The organism is Candidatus Leptofilum sp. (assembly GCF_965223525.1).
GTDB lineage: Bacteria > Chloroflexota > Anaerolineae > Promineifilales > Promineifilaceae > Leptofilum.
The window spans coordinates 1,668,386-1,687,347 of the sequence record NZ_OZ245005.1 but is presented as its reverse complement, the minus strand read 5'-3'; the positions used below and the strand labels follow the sequence as shown (position 1 = coordinate 1,687,347).

General features: G+C 51.9%; 17 protein-coding genes. 6 read left to right on the top strand and 11 right to left on the bottom strand.

Going from position 1 to position 18,962, the window contains the following annotated elements; genetic code table 11:
- Positions 1-62: 62 nt before the first annotated feature.
- The 8 genes from mnhG to ACOQPM_RS24230 are packed head-to-tail and all read right to left on the bottom strand — an operon-like array spanning position 63 to position 6,342.
- Positions 63-434 (bottom strand): monovalent cation/H(+) antiporter subunit G, encoded by a 372-nt coding sequence (mnhG, locus tag ACOQPM_RS24265; protein ID WP_420630975.1) that lies wholly within the window; start codon positions 432-434, stop codon positions 63-65.
- Between the two features lie 4 nt (positions 435-438).
- Positions 439-699 carry a cation:proton antiporter gene (locus ACOQPM_RS24260; RefSeq protein ID WP_420630974.1) on the bottom strand — a complete coding sequence of 87 codons (261 nt, stop codon included), beginning with the start codon at positions 697-699 and terminating at the stop codon, positions 439-441.
- Positions 696-1,163, bottom strand: a complete 468-nt coding sequence (locus tag ACOQPM_RS24255; RefSeq protein WP_420630973.1) for a Na+/H+ antiporter subunit E — start codon at positions 1,161-1,163, stop codon at positions 696-698. Before ACOQPM_RS24255 ends, ACOQPM_RS24260 begins: the two co-directional genes overlap by 4 nt.
- Complete coding sequence (locus tag ACOQPM_RS24250) at positions 1,163-2,680, bottom strand: Na+/H+ antiporter subunit D (RefSeq protein ID WP_420630972.1); 1,518 nt, start codon at positions 2,678-2,680, stop codon at positions 1,163-1,165. Before ACOQPM_RS24250 ends, ACOQPM_RS24255 begins: the two co-directional genes overlap by 1 nt.
- On the bottom strand, positions 2,677-3,027 hold the full coding sequence (locus ACOQPM_RS24245; RefSeq protein ID WP_420630971.1) for a Na+/H+ antiporter subunit C: 351 nt from the start codon (positions 3,025-3,027) through the stop codon (positions 2,677-2,679). Before ACOQPM_RS24245 ends, ACOQPM_RS24250 begins: the two co-directional genes overlap by 4 nt.
- The gene (locus ACOQPM_RS24240; RefSeq protein ID WP_420630970.1) at positions 3,027-3,464 is read right to left on the bottom strand and encodes a Na+/H+ antiporter subunit B; all 438 of its coding nucleotides are present in this window, start codon (positions 3,462-3,464) and stop codon (positions 3,027-3,029) included. Before ACOQPM_RS24240 ends, ACOQPM_RS24245 begins: the two co-directional genes overlap by 1 nt.
- Positions 3,465-5,876 (bottom strand): putative monovalent cation/H+ antiporter subunit A, encoded by a 2,412-nt coding sequence (locus ACOQPM_RS24235; protein ID WP_420630969.1) that lies wholly within the window; start codon positions 5,874-5,876, stop codon positions 3,465-3,467.
- Complete coding sequence (locus tag ACOQPM_RS24230; RefSeq protein ID WP_420630968.1) at positions 5,869-6,342, bottom strand: CBS domain-containing protein; 474 nt, start codon at positions 6,340-6,342, stop codon at positions 5,869-5,871. The genes ACOQPM_RS24235 and ACOQPM_RS24230 overlap by 8 nt, the downstream gene beginning before the upstream one ends.
- 370 nt (positions 6,343-6,712) lie before the next feature.
- Here ACOQPM_RS24230 and ACOQPM_RS24225 point away from each other — a divergent pair, with 370 nt between their 5' ends.
- Positions 6,713-7,108: a DUF2267 domain-containing protein gene (locus ACOQPM_RS24225; RefSeq protein ID WP_420630967.1), complete on the top strand. Its 396-nt coding sequence runs from the start codon at positions 6,713-6,715 to the stop codon at positions 7,106-7,108.
- A gap of 195 nt (positions 7,109-7,303) precedes the next feature.
- Positions 7,304-8,905 carry a G5 domain-containing protein gene (locus ACOQPM_RS24220; RefSeq protein WP_420630966.1) on the top strand — a complete coding sequence of 534 codons (1,602 nt, stop codon included), beginning with the start codon at positions 7,304-7,306 and terminating at the stop codon, positions 8,903-8,905.
- A 103-nt stretch (positions 8,906-9,008) separates the two neighbouring features.
- On the opposite strand, the gene ACOQPM_RS24215 is transcribed toward ACOQPM_RS24220, so the two are convergent.
- The gene (locus tag ACOQPM_RS24215; RefSeq protein ID WP_420630965.1) at positions 9,009-9,944 is read right to left on the bottom strand and encodes an alpha/beta hydrolase family protein; all 936 of its coding nucleotides are present in this window, start codon (positions 9,942-9,944) and stop codon (positions 9,009-9,011) included.
- 278 nt (positions 9,945-10,222) lie between these two features.
- Here ACOQPM_RS24215 and ACOQPM_RS24210 point away from each other — a divergent pair, with 278 nt between their 5' ends.
- The 4 genes from ACOQPM_RS24210 to ACOQPM_RS24195 all read left to right on the top strand — a co-directional run bounded on the left by ACOQPM_RS24210 (position 10,223) and on the right by ACOQPM_RS24195 (position 13,643).
- Positions 10,223-11,407: a sensor histidine kinase gene (locus ACOQPM_RS24210; protein ID WP_420630964.1), complete on the top strand. Its 1,185-nt coding sequence runs from the start codon at positions 10,223-10,225 to the stop codon at positions 11,405-11,407.
- Positions 11,404-12,078 carry a response regulator gene (locus tag ACOQPM_RS24205; protein WP_420630963.1) on the top strand — a complete coding sequence of 225 codons (675 nt, stop codon included), beginning with the start codon at positions 11,404-11,406 and terminating at the stop codon, positions 12,076-12,078. Before ACOQPM_RS24210 ends, ACOQPM_RS24205 begins: the two co-directional genes overlap by 4 nt.
- Positions 12,079-12,201: 123 nt before the next feature.
- Positions 12,202-13,014 carry a bifunctional DNA-formamidopyrimidine glycosylase/DNA-(apurinic or apyrimidinic site) lyase gene (mutM, locus tag ACOQPM_RS24200; RefSeq protein ID WP_420630962.1) on the top strand — a complete coding sequence of 271 codons (813 nt, stop codon included), beginning with the start codon at positions 12,202-12,204 and terminating at the stop codon, positions 13,012-13,014.
- A gap of 23 nt (positions 13,015-13,037) precedes the next feature.
- Positions 13,038-13,643, top strand: coding sequence for a hypothetical protein (locus ACOQPM_RS24195; RefSeq protein ID WP_420630961.1), 606 nt, complete (start codon positions 13,038-13,040; stop codon positions 13,641-13,643).
- A gap of 6 nt (positions 13,644-13,649) precedes the next feature.
- Here the strand turns inward: ACOQPM_RS24195 and add are convergent, their stop codons facing one another.
- Together add and ACOQPM_RS24185 are read right to left on the bottom strand one after the other, a co-directional pair.
- The gene (gene add, locus ACOQPM_RS24190) at positions 13,650-14,705 is read right to left on the bottom strand and encodes an adenosine deaminase (RefSeq protein WP_420630960.1); all 1,056 of its coding nucleotides are present in this window, start codon (positions 14,703-14,705) and stop codon (positions 13,650-13,652) included.
- 148 nt (positions 14,706-14,853) lie between these two features.
- On the bottom strand, positions 14,854-18,903 hold the full coding sequence (locus ACOQPM_RS24185; RefSeq protein WP_420630959.1) for a GAF domain-containing protein: 4,050 nt from the start codon (positions 18,901-18,903) through the stop codon (positions 14,854-14,856).
- Between the last annotated feature and the right edge of the window lie 59 nt (positions 18,904-18,962).

Below are 18,962 nucleotides of genomic sequence, written 5' to 3'. Positions count from 1 at the left end.
ACGGGGACCTCACTCAAACTTGGGCAGGCACGGGGACCTGCCCCTACCTCAATTTATAAAAATCAGCTTTCCTTGCTGGCATTAGTGCCGTGCAACATGCGGGCGGGTTCGTCGTAACGACCTTCTAACTCATCCAGCTTAGTGCCTTCCCACAGCGGTACGCCATTGGTGTACGCCGCCCGGCCAATCATATGAGCCGAAACCGGTGCGGTTAAAAAGACAAACACAATGGTGGCGATGGTTCGGCTAGCAACGCCTAATTCACCAAAAAAGGTAACGGCCCCTAATAAAATAAGGGCCAGGCCAAGGGTGGCCCCTTTCGTAGCAGCAGACATCCGCAAGTACAAATCTGGCAGACGCACTAAGCCAACGCCCGCCACCAAAATCAAAAGAACGCCCAGCAACATTAAAATTGTGCCAACAATTTCACCCATCTCATTACTCCCTTAAATCCACGTAGTAGGCAAAAGCAATCGTCCCCAGAAAAGAGATGAGTGCCAACACGGTAGCCACGTCCATAATCAGCGGCTCGTTCATAATCATGGCGTATACGGCCGTAACCGCAATCCCCACCGTCGTCAACAAATCCAACGCCACCACTCGGTCTGGCAAGCTCGGCCCCTGGCGCATTCGCCAAAATGCCAGCGCCACCGTCACCATGAGGAACGTTAAACCAAAGTACCCAAGCCACTCATTCATATCGAAAGCTCCAAAATGCGTCGCTCAAACCCGTTCTTAATGCCAGCCCGGAACGCCTCGACGTCTCGTACATCAATGGCATGAACATACATCGTGCTATGGTCGCTGGAAACATCTAGCGTCAATGTGCCGGGCGTGAGCGTGATGAGATTACCCAGCAAAGTTATGGCCGCGTCTGATTTCACATCCAGGGGAATGGCAACGATGGCCGGCTGCATGGCGGGGCGGAAGGAAAGTACCAAGGCTACCACCCGCAGGCTAGAAAACACCAACTCCCGCAAAAAGTAGCCAACAAAAAAGATGACCAAACGCACCCGAAACACGTAGCGAACGGCCGCTGCTGAATGTTGGGTCAGGCGCAACACCAAAAACGCCAAAATAAAGCCCATGGCAAAGTTGCTTGCCTCATACTGTCCCGTCAACGACACCCAAATAATAGCCAGCAGCAAATTGAGCAAAAGCATTAAGGCAACCCTCCTACCGCTTGACCCAGCACCGTTTGCACATACAGTGCCGGATTCAGCAACTGTTCGGCAGCTGTGGTGGCGATTTCCAGGAAATATTCAGCACCCAGCCCAATGGTGACAGTGCAAGCAGCCAGCAAAACCACTGGGGCAAAGCGAAGTACCCAGCCGGACTGGTTTGTGGGGAACGGCCGTTTTTCCTCTTCTGGTTGCTGCTTCCAATACGCCTGCGTCCAAATCTTGATCATCGAATACAGCGTGAGCAAACTCACTGCCAACGCCGTGAACACAATCGCGTAAGACTCCACCTCCAAGCCTGCCTTAATGAGCGTAAATTTGGCCCAAAAGCCAGATAGCGGCGGAATGCCCGCTAGCGATAGCGCAGACAGTAAAAACAGCCCAGCCAGCAGCGGCAGCCGCACATAAAGCCCGCCTAGCTTCTTCAATTCATAAGAGCCGCTCACCCAATTGGTAATTCCGCTAATTAAAAAGAGGTTGGTTTTCACGATAATGTGGTGAATGATGTAAAAAATCGCCCCCGCCAATGCCAGCGGCGTAAACAACGCCAAGCCCATCACCATATACCCAATCTGGCTAGAGATGTGGAAAGACAGGATGCGCCGATAATGGTTTTGGGACGCTGCCCCCAACACGCCTGTCACCATCGTCAGGCCAGCTAGAATAAGCAAAATAAAGTTGGTAAACGCCAGATCATGCACAAACAGCAGCGTAAAGACGCGAATGATGGCATACACCCCTACTTTGGTAAGCAACCCCGCAAAAATGGCAGAAACGGCCGTTGGCGGGGTATGGTAGGCAGCGGGCAGCCAGCTAAACAAAGGGAACAACGCCGCCTTAATACCAAACGCCACCAAAAACATCATCGCCAAAGTGGTCACCACACCGGGCGGCGCCGTGCGGAGCCGCAGTGCCAAATCTGCCATGTTCAGCGAACCCGCCACGCCGTACAAAATGCCCACGGCCGCCAGAAAAATAGCCGAAGCCATCAAATTCAGCGTTACATACTTGATGGCCCCTTCCAACTGCCGCCGCTCGCTGCCCAAGGCCAGCAGCACAAACGAGGCAATGAGCATCACCTCAAACCAAACGTACAGATTGAATACATCTCCGGCCAAAAAGGAGCCACACACACCCATCAACAGCATTTGGTAAAGTGGATAAAATCCCAGCCGTTGCCGAATATCATCAATGTTGGCCAACGAATAAAGCCCCACCACCAGCCCCATCAGTGCCGCCAGCGTTAGCATGATGGCCGTAAACAGATCAGCATAGAGCGTAATGCCAAAGGGTGCTTGCCAATTGCCAATTTGCACCGCCTGGGGGCCTAGCTGCTTCACCTGGCCAAACAGCAAACCAGCCACTAGCAACAGCAGCAGCGACCCAGCAACGCTCAATGCCCGCTGCACCTGGCGCTGATGCCAACTTAGCACAGCCAAAATCCCTGTGAAAAAAGGCACCAGGATTGGTAGCAGCAGTAAAAATTTAATCGGTATCATGGGTTAATGCGATCCGTTGAGGTTATTTTGTCCATGTCATCTGTGCCAATGCGTTGGTACACGCGCCGGATCAGCACAATGGCAAATGCCTGCGCCCCAAAGCCAATCACAATCGCCGTCAGGATGAGTGCCTGCGGCAGCGGATCGGCCAGCGTAGTAATGTCTACGCCTTCGTGCAGTAAGGGGGCATTGCCACGCACCAAATCCCCCATTGAAAAAATAAGCATGTTGGAGGCATGACCAATCAGAGCCAGACCAATAATCAATTTGACCAGGCTGCGCCGCCGGATCATGTAAACGCCAGCCGCATAGAGGGTGCCCACGATAAGTGCCATTACAATTTCCATCAGTTAATCCCTTCGTCCTGCTCTCCATCCTCTTCAGCCAACGTCAAAATAATGAGCAAGGTTACGCCAATAACGGTTATGTAAACACCAATATCGAACATGAGTGGCGTGCCCAGCTTGCCAAGGGCAGCATATTCTTGCTTGCCCCAAATGGAGGCCATAAACGGCCGTCCCTCCACAATGGGTGAAATAAGCCCGCTGGCAACGGCCGTTAGCAACCCCACCCCAATCAGCTTAAGCGGATCAAACAGCAGCACTCGCCGCGCCTCTGGCATTCCGTAGGCAAAACCGTACAGGGCAAAGGCAGCCGAGGCTACTAGCCCGCCAATAAAGCCGCCACCCGGATCATCATGCCCACGAAACAGGATGAACACGGAAAAGAGCAACATGAGCGGCAGCAGGTAGCGCGTTGCCGTCGTTAAAATCAGTGAGCGCATTTAGGCAGCCTCCTCGTGTGTGGGTTCCTGTTCTGCGGATTGGTTTAGCTGGGTAACGGCCGTTTTGCCATTACGTTCTAGATACAAAGCGCGTGACTTTAGCAAGCCATACACCCCAATCGCCGCGACAGAAAGCACGGTAATCTCCACCATCGTGTCTAGGCCGCGAAAATCCACCAAAATAACATTGACGATATTGTGTCCCTTGGCCAATGGTTCTGCACTGCGAATAAAAAAGTCTGTAAGCTCTGAGGCGCCCTGTACGTGAACCAGTTGCGTCATCAGCGTTAACCCCGCCATAAGAATACCCACAAAGCCCGCCATCAGCCCATCTCGCAGGCGAGTGCGGCGGGAGCTAAATAGCTCAAAACGGGGCAGGCGGTAAAGCACCAGCACAAACAAAATGACAGTCAATGTTTCAATTGAAAACTGGGTCATCGCCAAATCTGGCGCACTAAACAAGATGTAGAAAACGGCGATGCTGTAGCCAATAACGCCGAGGCCAGCCACGGCCGTCAGCCGAGACTCCACCCGCACCACCAAGGCCACCGCCGCCAACAGCACCACCGCCAAAATCAGTTCTGGCAGGCGCAGCGGCGTCAGATTCAGGGATTCCCAGGCAATATTGGTGCGAAAAATAAGCGTACTGCCCACAAAAACCAGGGTAGTGACCATGACGTACAGCAGGTAGTAACGCAGCTTGCCATTTTGGAACTTCTGGGTGAACCAGGCGGCCGTTCCCATCGTGCCGTCGAGCAGCCAACCGTACCACTTTTCTGGCCCGATTTGGCCCACGGCCGTATCCAAACGTACGCTCCCTGGCCGTAGCCGCTCCACCAGTAGAAACATGCCCACACCACCCAGCCAGGTGAGCAAACTCAGCCCCAGCATGGGCGTCAGCCCGTGCCACAATGCCAAATGCAGATGCTTCTCGCTGCCCACCAACGCCGATGTCGCAGGGGAAATCAACCAGTCACTGACTGGCTCGCTGCTGGCAAACAAACCAAGCAGCAAAGCCAGTACGCCCAGAATCATTGGCCCCAGCCACATATTTAGGGGCGTTTTGTGGTGGGGCTGGGCTTCTTTGAGTTGACCGAAAAACGGCCGTACCAGCAAAATCAACGCCGCTGTAACCATCAAAATATTGGTCAGCAGCAGCACGGCCGTCAGCAACAGCGAATAAAGCGGCAGTTCCAGCGTCGTCTCATACATCAGTTCTTTGCCAATGAAGCCCAAAAATGGTGGCAAGCCAGCCATCGAACCCGCCGCCAGCAGCACACCTGCAAACGTCCAGGGCATTTTGCGCCGCAGGCCACCTAGCTGGCGCACGTCTCGCGTGCCGGTTTCATGGTCAATGATGCCCGCCGCCATGAACAGCCCACCCTTATAAAGCGCATGAACAAGCAAGAAGAGAACGGCCGTTTCCAGCGCCAGCTTTGTACCCAATCCCAATAGCAGCACCAGCGTTCCCAATGCGCTCACCGTCGAATACGCCAAAATCTCCTTCAAATCCGTCTTCTGCCAGGAAAGCCACGCCCCCAGCAGTGCCGTTACCGCACCCACGATGGTCACAATGTAAAACCATTCGCCGCTGCTGCCCAGTGTGGGCTGCAAGCGGCCCAGCAGATAAACACCCGCCTTCACCATCGTGGCCGAGTGCAGATAAGTGCTCACTGGCGCGGGGCCAGCCATGGCATTGGGCAGCCAAAAGTGGAAGGGGAACTGAGCCGATTTGGTAAACGCGCCCAGCAAAATCAGCAGCAAAATTGGCACAAAGCTGGCGCTTTGCAAAATGAGTTCACGATTCGTCTGAATTTGTTGGAACGAGCTGCTGCCAGCAACGGCCGTTGCCCAGAGCAACCCCGCCAACATGAGCAACCCACCCAGACCCGTTACCAGCAACGCCTGCAACGCCGCCTGCTGCGAGCTTTCTTTTTCGTGGTAAAAGCCAATGAGGAAAAACGAGGAAAGTGACGTCAGCTCCCAGGCAATGTACATGAGAAAGATGTTGTCGGCCAGCACCAGCACCAGCATTGAGGCCATAAAGATGAGGATGAAGGTGTAAAAACGGCCGAGTTCTGGATGGTCTTTCAAGTAGCTGCTGGCGTAAATAATCACCAATGCCCCCATGCCGCTGACCACCAGTGCCAAACAGAGGCTCCAACCATCCACCACAAACGTCAGGTTCACGTCTAGACTGGGTACCCAGTTGAGCTGTGCCACCAAAAGCTGGCCGCTAGCCACCTCATCCACCAGAGTGAGGAAGTAGGCAAACAGACCCAAAGGCAGCAGCGCCAACGCCCAGCCTGTCATCTGGCGCAACAGCCTGTTGAGCAAAGGTACAAAAATCGAGAGTATAAAGCCTGAAAGCAGCGCCAGGATCAATCCACTGGCCACCGTGGGGTTAACCATTAGCGCTTTCCGTGGATTGGCGCATAGCGTACGCAAGTAAATCTTCCAGATGCAGATCGTTGACGACACGGCCGTTTTCATCCACGACGGCCACCACATCCAAATTAGAAACCAGCAGCGTGTCCATCGCCTCGGCTACTGTCGCTTGCTGCGAAATAGTCATCTGTTGGCTGTTAGGAATGAGCAGATCAACGGCCGTTTGCCCCCGCGCCAGCCGCCGCAGCTTCCGTTCTGACAAGGCAAAAGGGGTTTTTAGCAAACCCAAATGCAGCCAGCCCCAGATCAGCAACTCCTTCAGATTGACAATGCCCGCCAAACCGCCCTGCTCATTAAGCAAAAACACCGACTTTGGCGCCTCCTCGGTTAAAAGCTGCTCCAAAACCGCATCCAGCCCGGTTTCTGGCTGTACACGCAGCGCGCGCTGCGGGCTGTTTTCGCTAATAACGGTGACGGGTAATTTATTCATGATTTTCCCCTTGCATGGGTGCTAACTATCTAAAATGTTGGCTCATGGGCAAAAAGTGTGCATCAATGTGACAGTCACTTCAGAAGTGACTGTCACATACTTGCCGATTCGTACACATTTCACAGTTGAGCCAAAATGTTACCTAGAAGTAGCCAAGTGTACATATTTAAGCATTGCCACAAACTTTCTAGCCGCAATGCAAAATATTGATCATACTGCTGGATGACCAATGGTTGCAAATTCATCAGAAAATTTTAACAACTGGTTAAGTAAATCACAAAAATAGGCTTGACGCCCCTAAATAGGCAAGGTAAAAATCAATCAGGCGATTTGTTCGCCAATTTCACCATTCAGATGGATAATTTTAGCTATGACTGATCTAAACAATTATTACCAAACCGTCCAACAAAAAGGGAGTCTGCGAACGCCAGCCCATGCCCACCGCTGGAGCACAGCCGTTCTCAAGACGCTCGGCTTCAATTTAGACGGCCGTACCAAAAAGAAGCTGGCCAACGCTCTGCCCCAAGAGTTAGGCAATGACGTGAAGCGCGTCTTTTGGCTGCTTCACTTCCGAAACAAAAACTTAAGCAGCCACGAATTCCAAAACCAAGTGTCCCGGCGCAGCGGCAACAGCGATCCCCGATTTGCCCGCACGCCCATCCTGGCCGTTTTTCACGGCATCAAACAGTTAGTCGGCGACAACGTTCAGCAAGCAGTCGCCGATTCCCTCGCGCCTGAACTGCGCGAGCTTTGGGAAAAAGCTTAAAGCCAGTAATCAGTGAACAGTGGGTCAGTAATCAGTAAAAAACTGATTACCGATTACTGATTACCGATTACCAATTACTGAAAAGTGATTGCCAAAAACGCAACCCAAAAGGCAGATGATCACTACTGGCAGAAAGCCGGTTGGTTGATTCTCTGTCTTTTTTTGTGGTTACTGGTGGGCTGTGCTCAGCCAAATGTGAGCCAGGAGGGAGCAACGGCCGTTCCCCTTACGCTCCAAGTAGACGGCCAAACCTTCAACCTCACCACCGGCCGCGCCACCGTGCGTGAACTGCTGGCCGAAGCGGGCGTGGAGCTGGGCGAGCAAGATGAAGTCACTCCGCCACTCTTTACCCCGCTCACGCCAGACATGAGCATCCGCGTCGTGCGCGTCAGCGAGACGGTAGAAATCACCGAAGAGATCATACCCTTCGAGCGCAAATTTGTTCGCACCGACAGTATGAGCGCCGACGATCCGCCCCAAATTGTGCAGGCAGGGCAAAACGGCAGCAAAGAGATCACCATCCGCATTGTGTACCGGGATGGGCAGGAGGTGAGCCGCATCCGCACCAACGAAATCACGTTGGCAGAGCCGCAAGATGAGCTGGTGATGATTGGCATTGGCGCAAACCGAGGGAACGTGGATTTTAGTGGCAATTTAGCCATTCTCAGCGGCGGCACGGCCGTTCTCATGCGGGGCAGTACGGCCGTACCCGAAACGCTCAACACCGGGGATGGTCTCGACGGGCGCGTCTTCAGCCTGTCGCCAGACGGCACCCAACTGCTCTACACCCGCACCATCACCGAAAGCAGTGGCTTTAGCAACAGCCTGTGGATCATCAGCACCGAGCGCGGCGCACAGCCGCAAGAATTGGGCATCGAAAACGTGCTGTGGGCGGATTGGAACCCCAACCGCCTCAATCCATACCAAATTGCCTACACTACCGCCAACCCCGTAGACCAGCCACCGGGCTGGGAAGCCAACAATGACCTCTGGCTAGCTAACTGGTCTGACGACGCCGACTTTTTGTTCGAGCCAGCGCAGTTTATAGACACCTATCCTGCGCTCAATGGCTGGTGGGGTGGCAACTACGCCTGGTCGCCAGACGGCCGTATGCTGGCTTACGCTTACGCCAATGAGGTAGGGGTGATAGACACCTTCGCCGAGGAAAATGCGTTCAAGCGGCGGCAGTTGCAAGAGTTCACCGCCTACAACACCCTGGCCGATTGGGTTTGGGTTCCCACTCTCACCTGGTCGCCAGACGGCCGTTTTGTGGCCATCACCAATCACGGCGGCGAAGATGATCGCGCTATGGCCTTCAATAGCTGGGTGTTCGACATCTTCTCCAGCCTCAACCAGCAACTCATCACCCAAACCGGCATGTGGGGGCATCTACATTGGGTCACCAACCCCAACCTGAGCCACATCGCCTTTTTACGCACCGCCGATCCGGTAGACAGCCTCCGCAGCAACTACACTCTCTGGCTCATGGACCAGGACGGCAGCAACGCCCGCCAAATTTACCCACCCCTAGGTGAAAACAGCGCTTTCCCCCGCGACCGTCAATTTATGGCCTGGAGTCCTAGCGGGCAAGAGATCGCCTTCATTTTTGATGATGATTTGTTCATTATGAACTTGGAAACAACGATTGCCACTCAAATTACTGCCGATGACGCTCCCGCCAGCCACCCAACCTGGGCACCCTACGGCCTCCGCCTCCCAGCCACCCCAGCCGACGGTACGCCTCCCAATCAAGCAATTATTCCTACGCCACCGCGCGAGGTCGTTCCCACGGAATAGCAACATCGCTCAATGCAACGGCAAAAAACGCTGATGATGAGAAAAATCCGCGTCATCAGCGTTTATTGGCTTTTATTCCCCGCAAAGAGCATCCGAGCACAAGCTAGTTTGACATAATAAAGTTTAGAATATCGTCCAATACCTCTTGGCGCACCACCAGATTGCCCTGTCCTAGCGGCGTTTCCAGGTTATGACCGGACCCTTCATACACCTTGACCGTGATGTTTTCGTTGTTCAACGCTTGTAAACGGGCTTCACTTTCCAGTGCCGGTACATTGGTGTCCTCCAAACCAAACAGCACGAGCGCAGGCACATCAAGTTCTTGCCAGTAAGGCAGCGGATCAAAATCACCAATGGCATCCCAGAACGTCTTCTGCCGCACTTCACGGATAGACCAGGCAGAGGGATAAGCAAGCAGGTCAGCCACGACTGGCAGAAAACCAATTTGGCGCAAATTTTGCTTTTCTTCATAAAGAAGCGTTTCTTGTATCGGCACAGACGCACCGGATAAATTGACGATGAAATCGATCTCGTCAGATTGGCTGGCGATCAGGGGAGAAATATGCCCACCCTGGCTGGCGCCAATGATGCCCACGCGGGAAATCGATAAATCATCTCGGGCCAACAAATAATCTACTGCGGCAACAGCGTCTGTACCGAGTGCCTCAAAGCTGGCGGTTTCCCAATCCCCTTCGGAGCCACCTGCCCCACGCTTGTCTGGCACCAGCACAACGATCCCATTGTCCAGCAAATGTTTGGCTTCGGTCAAAATAATTCGATTACCACGGAAGCTAGGAGCGGAACCGTGTGCAAAAACCACAGCGGGAAACGGGCCACTGCCTTCAGGCACAAACAACATGCCTGCCAAACGAATTTGTTCTGTTTCGTTAAAAAACTGTACCTCTTCGTAAGTTACCTCATCCAGCGAGACGCCTTCCCAATCACGAGATTCGGTCGGACGCAACTGTGCGGCCAACACGGGAACCACAAGAATTAGTAAAAAGATCACAGCCAAAATAGCACCAATTGTTTTGTTCATTTGCTTTCTCCTTTGCAAAAAGTTTTGAATATTGCAAAAACCAACTTTGCGACATTTCTAAATAAATGATCTTCTTGGTTTTTGCTTAGGTAAATCACAGTTTCACGGTTCAATTTGCATCAGATTTCTTATGTGATTTACCATGTTGCCAGCAGTGTGACAGATTGGTGCCTTTTGCACATCCGCAAAGCCATTGAACCCGCCTTCCAGGTTTTTATGGGGTTGATCTCCACAATTTTTAGGATGTACGGCCGTTTCCCATCCTTTATAATGGTCAGATGATGAAACAACGCTGGTTTACGCGGCCCGGAGCCGGAACATTTTTGCTCATCAGCTACTGCTTGTGGGGAGCTGTCAGCCTGCGCTGGATTACCGAATTTATTGAACATCAGCACCCGCTCACCTGGGCTATTTCCCTCATTTTGCTCATTTTTGGGGTGGCAATTGGGTTGGAACCGCTGCTCACGAATCGATCCACCGTATGGGCACACATTTATCTGGCTAGCCAAATGATGCTGGTTTTTGTCGGCTCCCTCTTTTTCTTTGAGCTAGATTTTTTTGCCATGCTCTACTTTGTTTTATGTGGGCAGGCATCGTTTTTGCTCCCACAGCGACAAAGTTTCATTTGGACAGCAATTTTGATTGTGACCACAGTCGTGGCTCAAATTATCCAGTTTGGGATTCCGGTTGCCTTCTCATTCATTTTGCTTTACGTGGCTGGGCTCATTTTTGTGGCCGCATTTGTGCGGCTGGTGCTGCGAGCCAATGACGCACGTCAGCGCAGCGAGCAGCTTCTAACCGACCTCCAATCGGCCCACCAGCAGCTGCAAACCTACGCCAACCAGGCAGAAGAGCTGGCCATTGCCAATGAGCGCACTCGTCTGGCGCGGGATTTGCACGATTCGGTAGCTCAAACGCTGTATGGGCTGACGCTGCAAGCAGAAGCCGCCAGCCGCAAACTGACCACCGGACAAACCGAGGTCGTGCAATCGTATCTGGCAACCATCCAGGAAGATGCCAAGCAAACGCTGCAAGATACCCGGCTGCTCATTTTTGAGCTGCGTCCACCCATTCTGGAAAACAGCGGCTTAACGGCCGCATTGCAAGCCCGGTTAGACAGTGTTGAAGCCCGCAGTGGGCTAACGATGCAGGTAACATTGGGGGATGCGGGGCGTTTGCCAGAGAAATTAGAGACGGACCTCTACCGAATCGCGCAAGAAGCGCTGAACAACGTTGCCAAACATGCGCAGGCCAACGCGCTGCAAGTAACTTTGCAGCAAATTAACGGCCGTATTTGCTTACAAATTAAAGATGACGGGATAGGGTTTGAGCCAATGGCCGTTTCTCCCGGCAGCGTGGGGTTACAGGGGATGGCTGAACGCGTGGCACAGTTAAACGGCCGTCTCACCATTGACAGCGCCCCCGGCCAAGGCACTAACATCCAGGTGGAGGTTCCGCTATGAGCCACACACAACCTATCCGCATTCTCATCGCCGACGATCACCACATTGTTCGACGCGGCATTCGTGACCTGCTAGACACCGAGCCAGACATGGTGATTGTGGGAGAAGCAACCAACGGGGAAGAGGCGATTACGGCCGCTGCCAACCTAAATCCAGACGTGGTGCTCATGGATTTAGTGATGCCTACCATGGAGGGCATCGAAGCAACCCGCCAAATTAAAGCGCAGCAGCCGCAGATGAAGATTCTGGTGCTCACCAGCTTTGCCACCGATGACAAGGTGTTCCCCGCCATCAAAGCAGGCGCGTTGGGCTACCTCATTAAGGACACAGGCCCAAACGAACTTCTGCAAGCGATCCGGCAGGTACACCGGGGCGAAGCATCCTTGCACCCCACCATTGCCCAAAAGTTGCTAGCAGAAGTGGCACAGCCGCAGAAACGGCCGTCTCCCGCCACCACCGATCCACTCACCGAACGCGAAATGGACGTGCTCAAACTTCTCGCTCGCGGCCTAAGTAACCAGGAAATCGCCGAAATGCTCGTCATCGGCGTAACCACCGTTTATTCGCACGTCTCCAATATCCTCTCCAAGCTGCACCTGGCTACCCGCACCCAGGCCGCCCTCTACGCCCTCCGCGAAGGGTACGTACCGCTCCACGACCAAAAAGAGTAAGCATAAACCGAGCCGGGGACTAAAGCCCTTGACAAAACTCCAAGCGATTTTTGATACGACTTTTGTAGCTTCACACACCGCTTTTCAGGGTATAATGGACGACAAATTCAACGAAAAAATGATATGCCAGAATTACCAGAAGTTGAAACCGTCGTCCAAGCGTTACGCCAACCGTTGATCGGCCGTACCATCACCAGGGTACGCAACGATTGGCCGCGCCACGTCGGCACGCCAGGGCTAGACGCGCTTCGGGCGCGAATTCAAGGCTGTACGGTGCAGGCTATTAACCGCCGCGCCAAATACCTGGTTTTCAGCCTAACAAATGGCGAAACGCTGATCGCCCACCTAAAAATGTCTGGCCATTTGGCCGTTGTAGATGCCAGCCAACCTGCCGACAAGCACGTTCACACCGTTTTTGAGCTAGACAACGGGCGGGAATTGCGCTTTCGGGACATTCGCAAATTTGGTCGCGTCTACTTGGTGCAAGACCAGGCTGAGATTTTGGGCAAGCTAGGGCCAGAGCCACTGGAACCAACATTTACCCCACAACTTTTAACTGAACGTTTGAACGGCCGTACCCGCATTCTCAAACCATTACTGTTGGATCAACAATTCATTGCGGGTGTGGGCAATATTTACGCCGATGAGTCCCTTTTTTACGCAAAGCTGCATCCCACGCGCCGTGCCGACTCTTTAAGCAAAAATGAAATTGTTGCGCTGCACAATGCTATTCAAAAGGTGCTCAAGATGGGCATTGAGCGAGAAGGGGCCAGTATTGAGCTATACGTAAAGCCAGATGGCAGCAAAGGGGATATGCAAAACGCTGTGGCCGTTTTTCGGCGCACGGGAGAGCCTTGTTATGAATGCGGCCGTCCCATTGAACGCACTGTATTAGGTGGCCGCAGCACCCATTTCTGCTCAAACTGTCAAAAATAGTCATTCGCTTTTGAGAGGATTTTATGCAAAACGAAATTGAAATTATGCGCGTGTTACGTATGCCGCCCATGGGCAAGCTGGTTGTGAGTTTTAATGAAAATAAGTACGAAAACATTTCAGACGTTTCAGAAGCAAATGTGCGCCAGTTAATGCAGGCAGCTATCGGGGAGTTGATAACGTTTGCTGGTGGGTATCAAAATTTGGTGGATGCCGGCGTTGCTCCCCCATTGGCATCACCGCAAACACAAACGGCCGTGCCCAATTCCCCAGAAAATGAAGACGCGCAGCGGTTCCTCGACAGGATGGAAGAGGAGCGAGATGCCCTAAAATCTTCGGCACGGCCGCCCCAACCGCCATCTGTGTTTGCCAATTTACGGCGGCGCCCAGCCACCACAGAAGCCAGCGCCAACAAAATGCTAAGTTTGGTTGAGCAAGTAGATGAAATATTGCAGCACCATTTGCAAACAGAGCCAGAACTCGCTCAGCGCAGCATTCACTTGGTGCAAGATAGTAGCGGCGGCTTGATTATTGAAGTGGATGGCCGACGTTACGAACGGCCGCGCGAGATTGATGATCCGCGCATTCAAATCATGATAAAACGGGCGCTGAAGGAGTGGGAAGCTACCTGATTTTTTTTAGGAAGCGTTGATGGGGGAACGGCCGTTTGCCGTTTCGGCGGTTGGTAGCAATGACTCAAACTTTTGCACCAGTTTTTGCCGCTCATCGGGGGGTAAAAAGGCAGCATTGGCCGCAGTCAGCACCGTTTGCCGCAATGTCGGATACTCAATTTTTAGCTTGTTAAGCGCAATTTCATACTCATCGGTTAGCGTGCAGTTGCTGATGCTGGGGTCATCGGTGTTGATCGTGGCGTGCAGGCCAACATCCAACATATCCACCAGCGGATGATGATCCATCTGGTGAACAACGCCTGTTTGTAAGTTGCTGGTAAGGCACACTTCAAAGGCAGTTTTGCGGTCACGCACCAACCGCAAAATTTCGGAGTTTTCCAGGGTGCGGACACCGTGACCAATACGGTCAGCAAACAAATCCAGCACGGCTTCACGCACGCCGTAGGCACTAGCCCACTCACCTGCATGAACGGTAATGCCTAACCCAACTTGCTTTGCTTCTTTGAATAGCGGCGTAAACGGCCGTGACGGAAACTTCACCTCATCGCCTGCCAAATCCAATCCCACAATCCCTTTGCCAAAACGCTCAAAGGCAATCTCTGCCACTTGCCGCGCCTGGTGAACTGGGTCGTGGCGCACTAGCGTCACAATCAGCCCCACCTGAATATCAAAATCTACCTCTGCTTTATTTACAGACGCGATCACCCAGTCTGCAGCATCTGCCATAGAAAAACCCCGCACGCGGGTGAGCGCCTGCGGACTAAAGCGCAATTCTAAATATTTCACATTGTCTTCAGCGGCATCGGCCACAGCTTCATAAACGAGGCGACGAATCAGTTCTGGTGAACGATAAAAGTGGCGCAGCACTTCAAATTTACCTAAAAATGCTTCATGGGTGGCGGGATCATTGGTAACTTGTACCAACGGCCGTAACGCTTCCAAATCGGTTGTCGGGACATCAAGTTTATGTTGGCGGGCAATCTCTAACAACGTTTCCAATCGTAGAGAACCTTCCAAGTGTCGGTGTAGATCAATTTTAGGCAGCGTCTTTAAATCAGCCACAATTTGCTCACTTTTTGCCAAAACGTGTTGTTTTACGGTTGCAATTTTTGATTATAACGTGTTTATGTAGAAGCACCGAACGGTTACTTAAAGCCTATCTGGCATCTCGACACGTTAACTCGATTTGTAAATATTAGAGGTTGGGTTATTATGACAGGCTTGGTACCTGTTTTGCAATATCCTGTTTTACAGTTGGCAAGGTAAAAAAGAAGGCGCTTCCCTTATTAATCTCACTTTCCACCCAAATTTCACCCTGATGTGCGTCAATAATTCGTTTTACAATTGCCAAACCAATGCCGGTTCCCCCAAACCGACGGCGGGACGACCCATCAATTTGATAAAAGCGTTCAAAGATGCGTTGGTGTTTTTCCGCAGGCATCCCAATGCCTTCATCAATCACAGATACCAACACGTTCCCTTCTTGCTCGGTCATCGTCAGGTGAATAGTGCCGCCATCTGGGCTAAATTTAAACGCATTGCCAATTAAATTATCCAGCACCTGGTTCATACGCCCTTTATCAATTTGCACCAACCCTTGTTTGTCTTCTGGAACGGTGCAGGCGATGCCCAATCCTCTTTTGTCTGCGACGAGGCGATGATTGACAACGGCCGTTTGCAACAGTTCGGCCATAGGCATCACCTCAAGCTGTAAATTACCCGAATCAATACGCTGAAGCGTAATAATATCCTCGATAATGCGCGTGATGTCATCTGTTTTATCTGACACAATTTGCAAATATTCTTGCTGCTCTGGGGTCAACAAACCCTTGTCCCCATCCATCAATAAATCTACGTATCCCTTTACAAAGGTAAGTGGGGTTCGCAGCTCATGTGACACATTCTGCACCAACTCATCTTTTAAGCGGTCACTTTCCTTTAGCTCTTCATAGGCAATAGCTAACTCAGCGGCACGATCTTCTAGCTCTTCAAAAAGACGGGCATTGGCAATGGCCACACTCACCTGAGCCGCAGCAATGGTCATTAGCTGAATATCAGATTCCTTAAAAGCGTGGGGGCGATCACTATCAATGGTAAGTGTGCCAACTGGCTCATCACGCACAATCAACGGCACCACCAGCAAGCTCCGCACCACCTCGTCGAAGAAGAGAAAATCTGGGTCTGAGTAAGAATCTCGAATGTAAACAAGCTCTGCATTTTGCACAACCACCCCAGAAATGCTGCCCTTAAGCTCCATTCTGGCGTTCATAAATTCTGGATTGATGCCAACGGCCGCTTTTACAATCAACCCTTCGCCATCATCCGTCAGCATGGTGATGGTGCTGGCACGGGCGTTTAGCAAGCCTTGCAAAATTTGCACCGTCGTTTGCAGCACAGACCGCAATTTAAGGTCCCCCGTAACTTGCTTTGCCATATCCACCAATGCAGACATATCTCGTAACCGACGCTGAGAATCTGCAAAGGAGCTAGCGTTGCGAATAGCAACGGCCGCTTGTTCGGCCAGCAAGTTCAGCAACAACAATTCATCTTCGCTAAAGGTATGTGGATTCAAGTACGTTGCTGTAAAAGCACCAATTACCTTCTCACCATGCTTCAGCGGAAAGCCAGCAATCGCACAAATGCCCCAGGCACTCGCTGATTCACTTTGGAAAAACGGGTGATTGGGCGCGTCGTTGATTACAATGGGTCGCCCTTCTTGCACAACTGTTGAGGTGAGACCTTCTCCGGCTGGGCGCACTTTGGGTACAGCCGCCGTGCGACGGCCGTCGCGCCACAGTGCCGACCCTTTTGAAAAAGTCTCTGTCTCAGAATCGTACAGGAAAATATGCAGATTGGTCGCTGGAATTAGCTTCAAAGCAGATTCAGTAATGGTGTCCAACACCGCATTCAGCTTCAGCGGCTCATTGAGTCGCAGCACGATGTCATGAAAAGTAGAAAGCTCTTCAATGCGCCGCTGCGCTTGCCCAAAAAGGTGCGCGTGTTCAATAGCAACGGCCCCTTGCCCAGCTAAATTTTGTGCCAATCGAAGTTGTCCGTGGGAATAGTTTCGCTTCACAGTCACATCCCCCAGGGCTAGTAGCCCCAATACTTTGTTACGATGAACCAAAGGAACCAGAATCACAGCCTGCAAACCAGCAGCTTGTAAAAGCTCAACTGCATCCTCATCCTGCTTTGGGTCGCTTACTAATTGCTCAATTTCATGGGTGTCAAACACACGTTGGACAACCTTGTAAGAGGCTAAATTTTTGATGCTGCCTAAGCCAATCAGCCCATCCGCATCGTCTTGGCCAAGATGCTTAATGTACGTTTGGTTTTTATGGGCCGCCGGATACAGCTTCTGAAATTCTTGATCCCAAACAAAAATGGTGCAGCTATCTACCTGCAAGGCGCGCACCATTTCAGACACAACCGTTTGCAGCACAAAATCCTGATCCAGGTTTGCCGTCATAGTGGCACTAGCTTGGTAAAGCGTACTCAATTCAGCCAGTTGTTGCTCAGTTTGTTGAAACAACATCGCATTTTGGATGGCAACGGAAGCGTGATTGGCCAGAGTTATGGCCAACCATTCTACTCGCTGGTCAAAGGCACTGGCAATTTGGCTATCAAAAATGAGCACGCCCAGAAGTACGCCACCCGCTGCCAGCGGCACACCCATCCAGGAACGTGTATTTTCCAAATGTGGCACGGGTTGCCACCGCGCATCGGCCCGTACGTCATCAATGCGAATCAGTTCTTCTGTTTTAAGAATAGTCTGCACCAGGGGATGATCTCGCCAAACTGTTTCGGCATCTTCTGGTTGAATCGGTAAGGTTCTATCATAAAAATCGCGGCTGGAGACCAGCTTGAGTTCCCCATCTGCCAGTAAAAAGGCAAAAGCATTGTGGTAAGAAACCACATTCCCCAATGCCAGCAACAAATGGTTAAAAACTGAATCTGCCTGGAGCGAAGTACTAATGACAGCGATGGCTTGCCGCAGGGCAACGGCCGTTTGGTAATCATGTGCGCCCCGTTCAACCAGTTCGCTGGTTTGTGTGTACAAGCGGGCATTTTTTATAATGACGGTAATGTGGGCGGCAACGGCCGTTAAGGTCTGAAAATCGGAGGCATCAAACGCATCTGGCTTGTCGCTTTGGATAGAGATAGCACCCAGTACTTCGCCGTGCAGGCGCATGGGTACACAAATAATGGAGTGGGGTATGCCCTCGCCGCTAATGCCGGGCACTGGCTTTTCATCAAACGGCCAGTTGTCGGTAGCAAACGGAACATTGTTGCCAATCACCCAGGCCACCAGGCTGTCTTTATCGCTTAAGGGGATTGGCTGGCGTGTGATCCGCTGATGGTTTTCCAAAACACAGGGAAATTCAATGATTTCTTCGCTAGCATCCGCTAAGGCGATGTAGCAAGTGGGGGGTGAAAAAATGTGCAGCAGCTGATCGTGAATCTCCTGCAAGGTTTGCTGCAACGGTTTAAGAACACGCACAGATTCTGTGACGCGATAAATGGTTTCTAGCTGGTTGGCACGCTGCCACGCCTGCTGAATGAGTTGTTGCTGACTCAACGCCACCCCAAGATACCCAGCAATAAGGGAAAGAACGGCCGTTTCCGCTGTCAGAGCCTCTTTACTAGAGCCCATCACTTGCAAAATAGCCTTTACCTGGCCGCTATCTGTCTCAACCGGCAGCAGCAGTTGAGAACCATTCGCAACCAGGGTGGCCTCGGTTACGACAGATAAATAGTTGTCCTCAGCAACCGGCAGCCAGCCATCCTTTGCGCCAAACATAGAGTGAAGCGCCAAATGATTATCGGAGTCGCACAAAACGAGTCGGGCGCGGCAGTCAGGAAAAGCTTCTACAAAAGCGTCATCAATGGCACCCGTTACCATGCTAAATTGCTGTTGTTCACTAATTGCGCGGCTTAGTAAGCTCAACAGACGTTGTTGGGTAGATGACAAAGATGCTTGTTGGGCAATGAAGGGGGTAGTGGCGATTAAAGCGGCCGTTAATGCCGCTAAATCACTATTTTCAGGGGGTGGAAATATCTGAAGCGCAAACCCTGTTTGCCCCACAGACCAGAAGTTAACCTCAGCTTCTGCCTCAGGGACAATCAGCACAGATTCGGCAGCAAGTTGTTTAGCAGCAAAGGCTAGAACTGTTGACCGAACAGCTTCCCAAGAAGGTGCCGTTTGTAATTGTTGGTGCAAAGCATTCAGGGCTTGAAGCTGGTTATTGCTGTGGGGCATAGGCCAATCAGTCTGATGTTCGGATTATTTAGGCAAAATTACTTTCCAGAACATGAAAC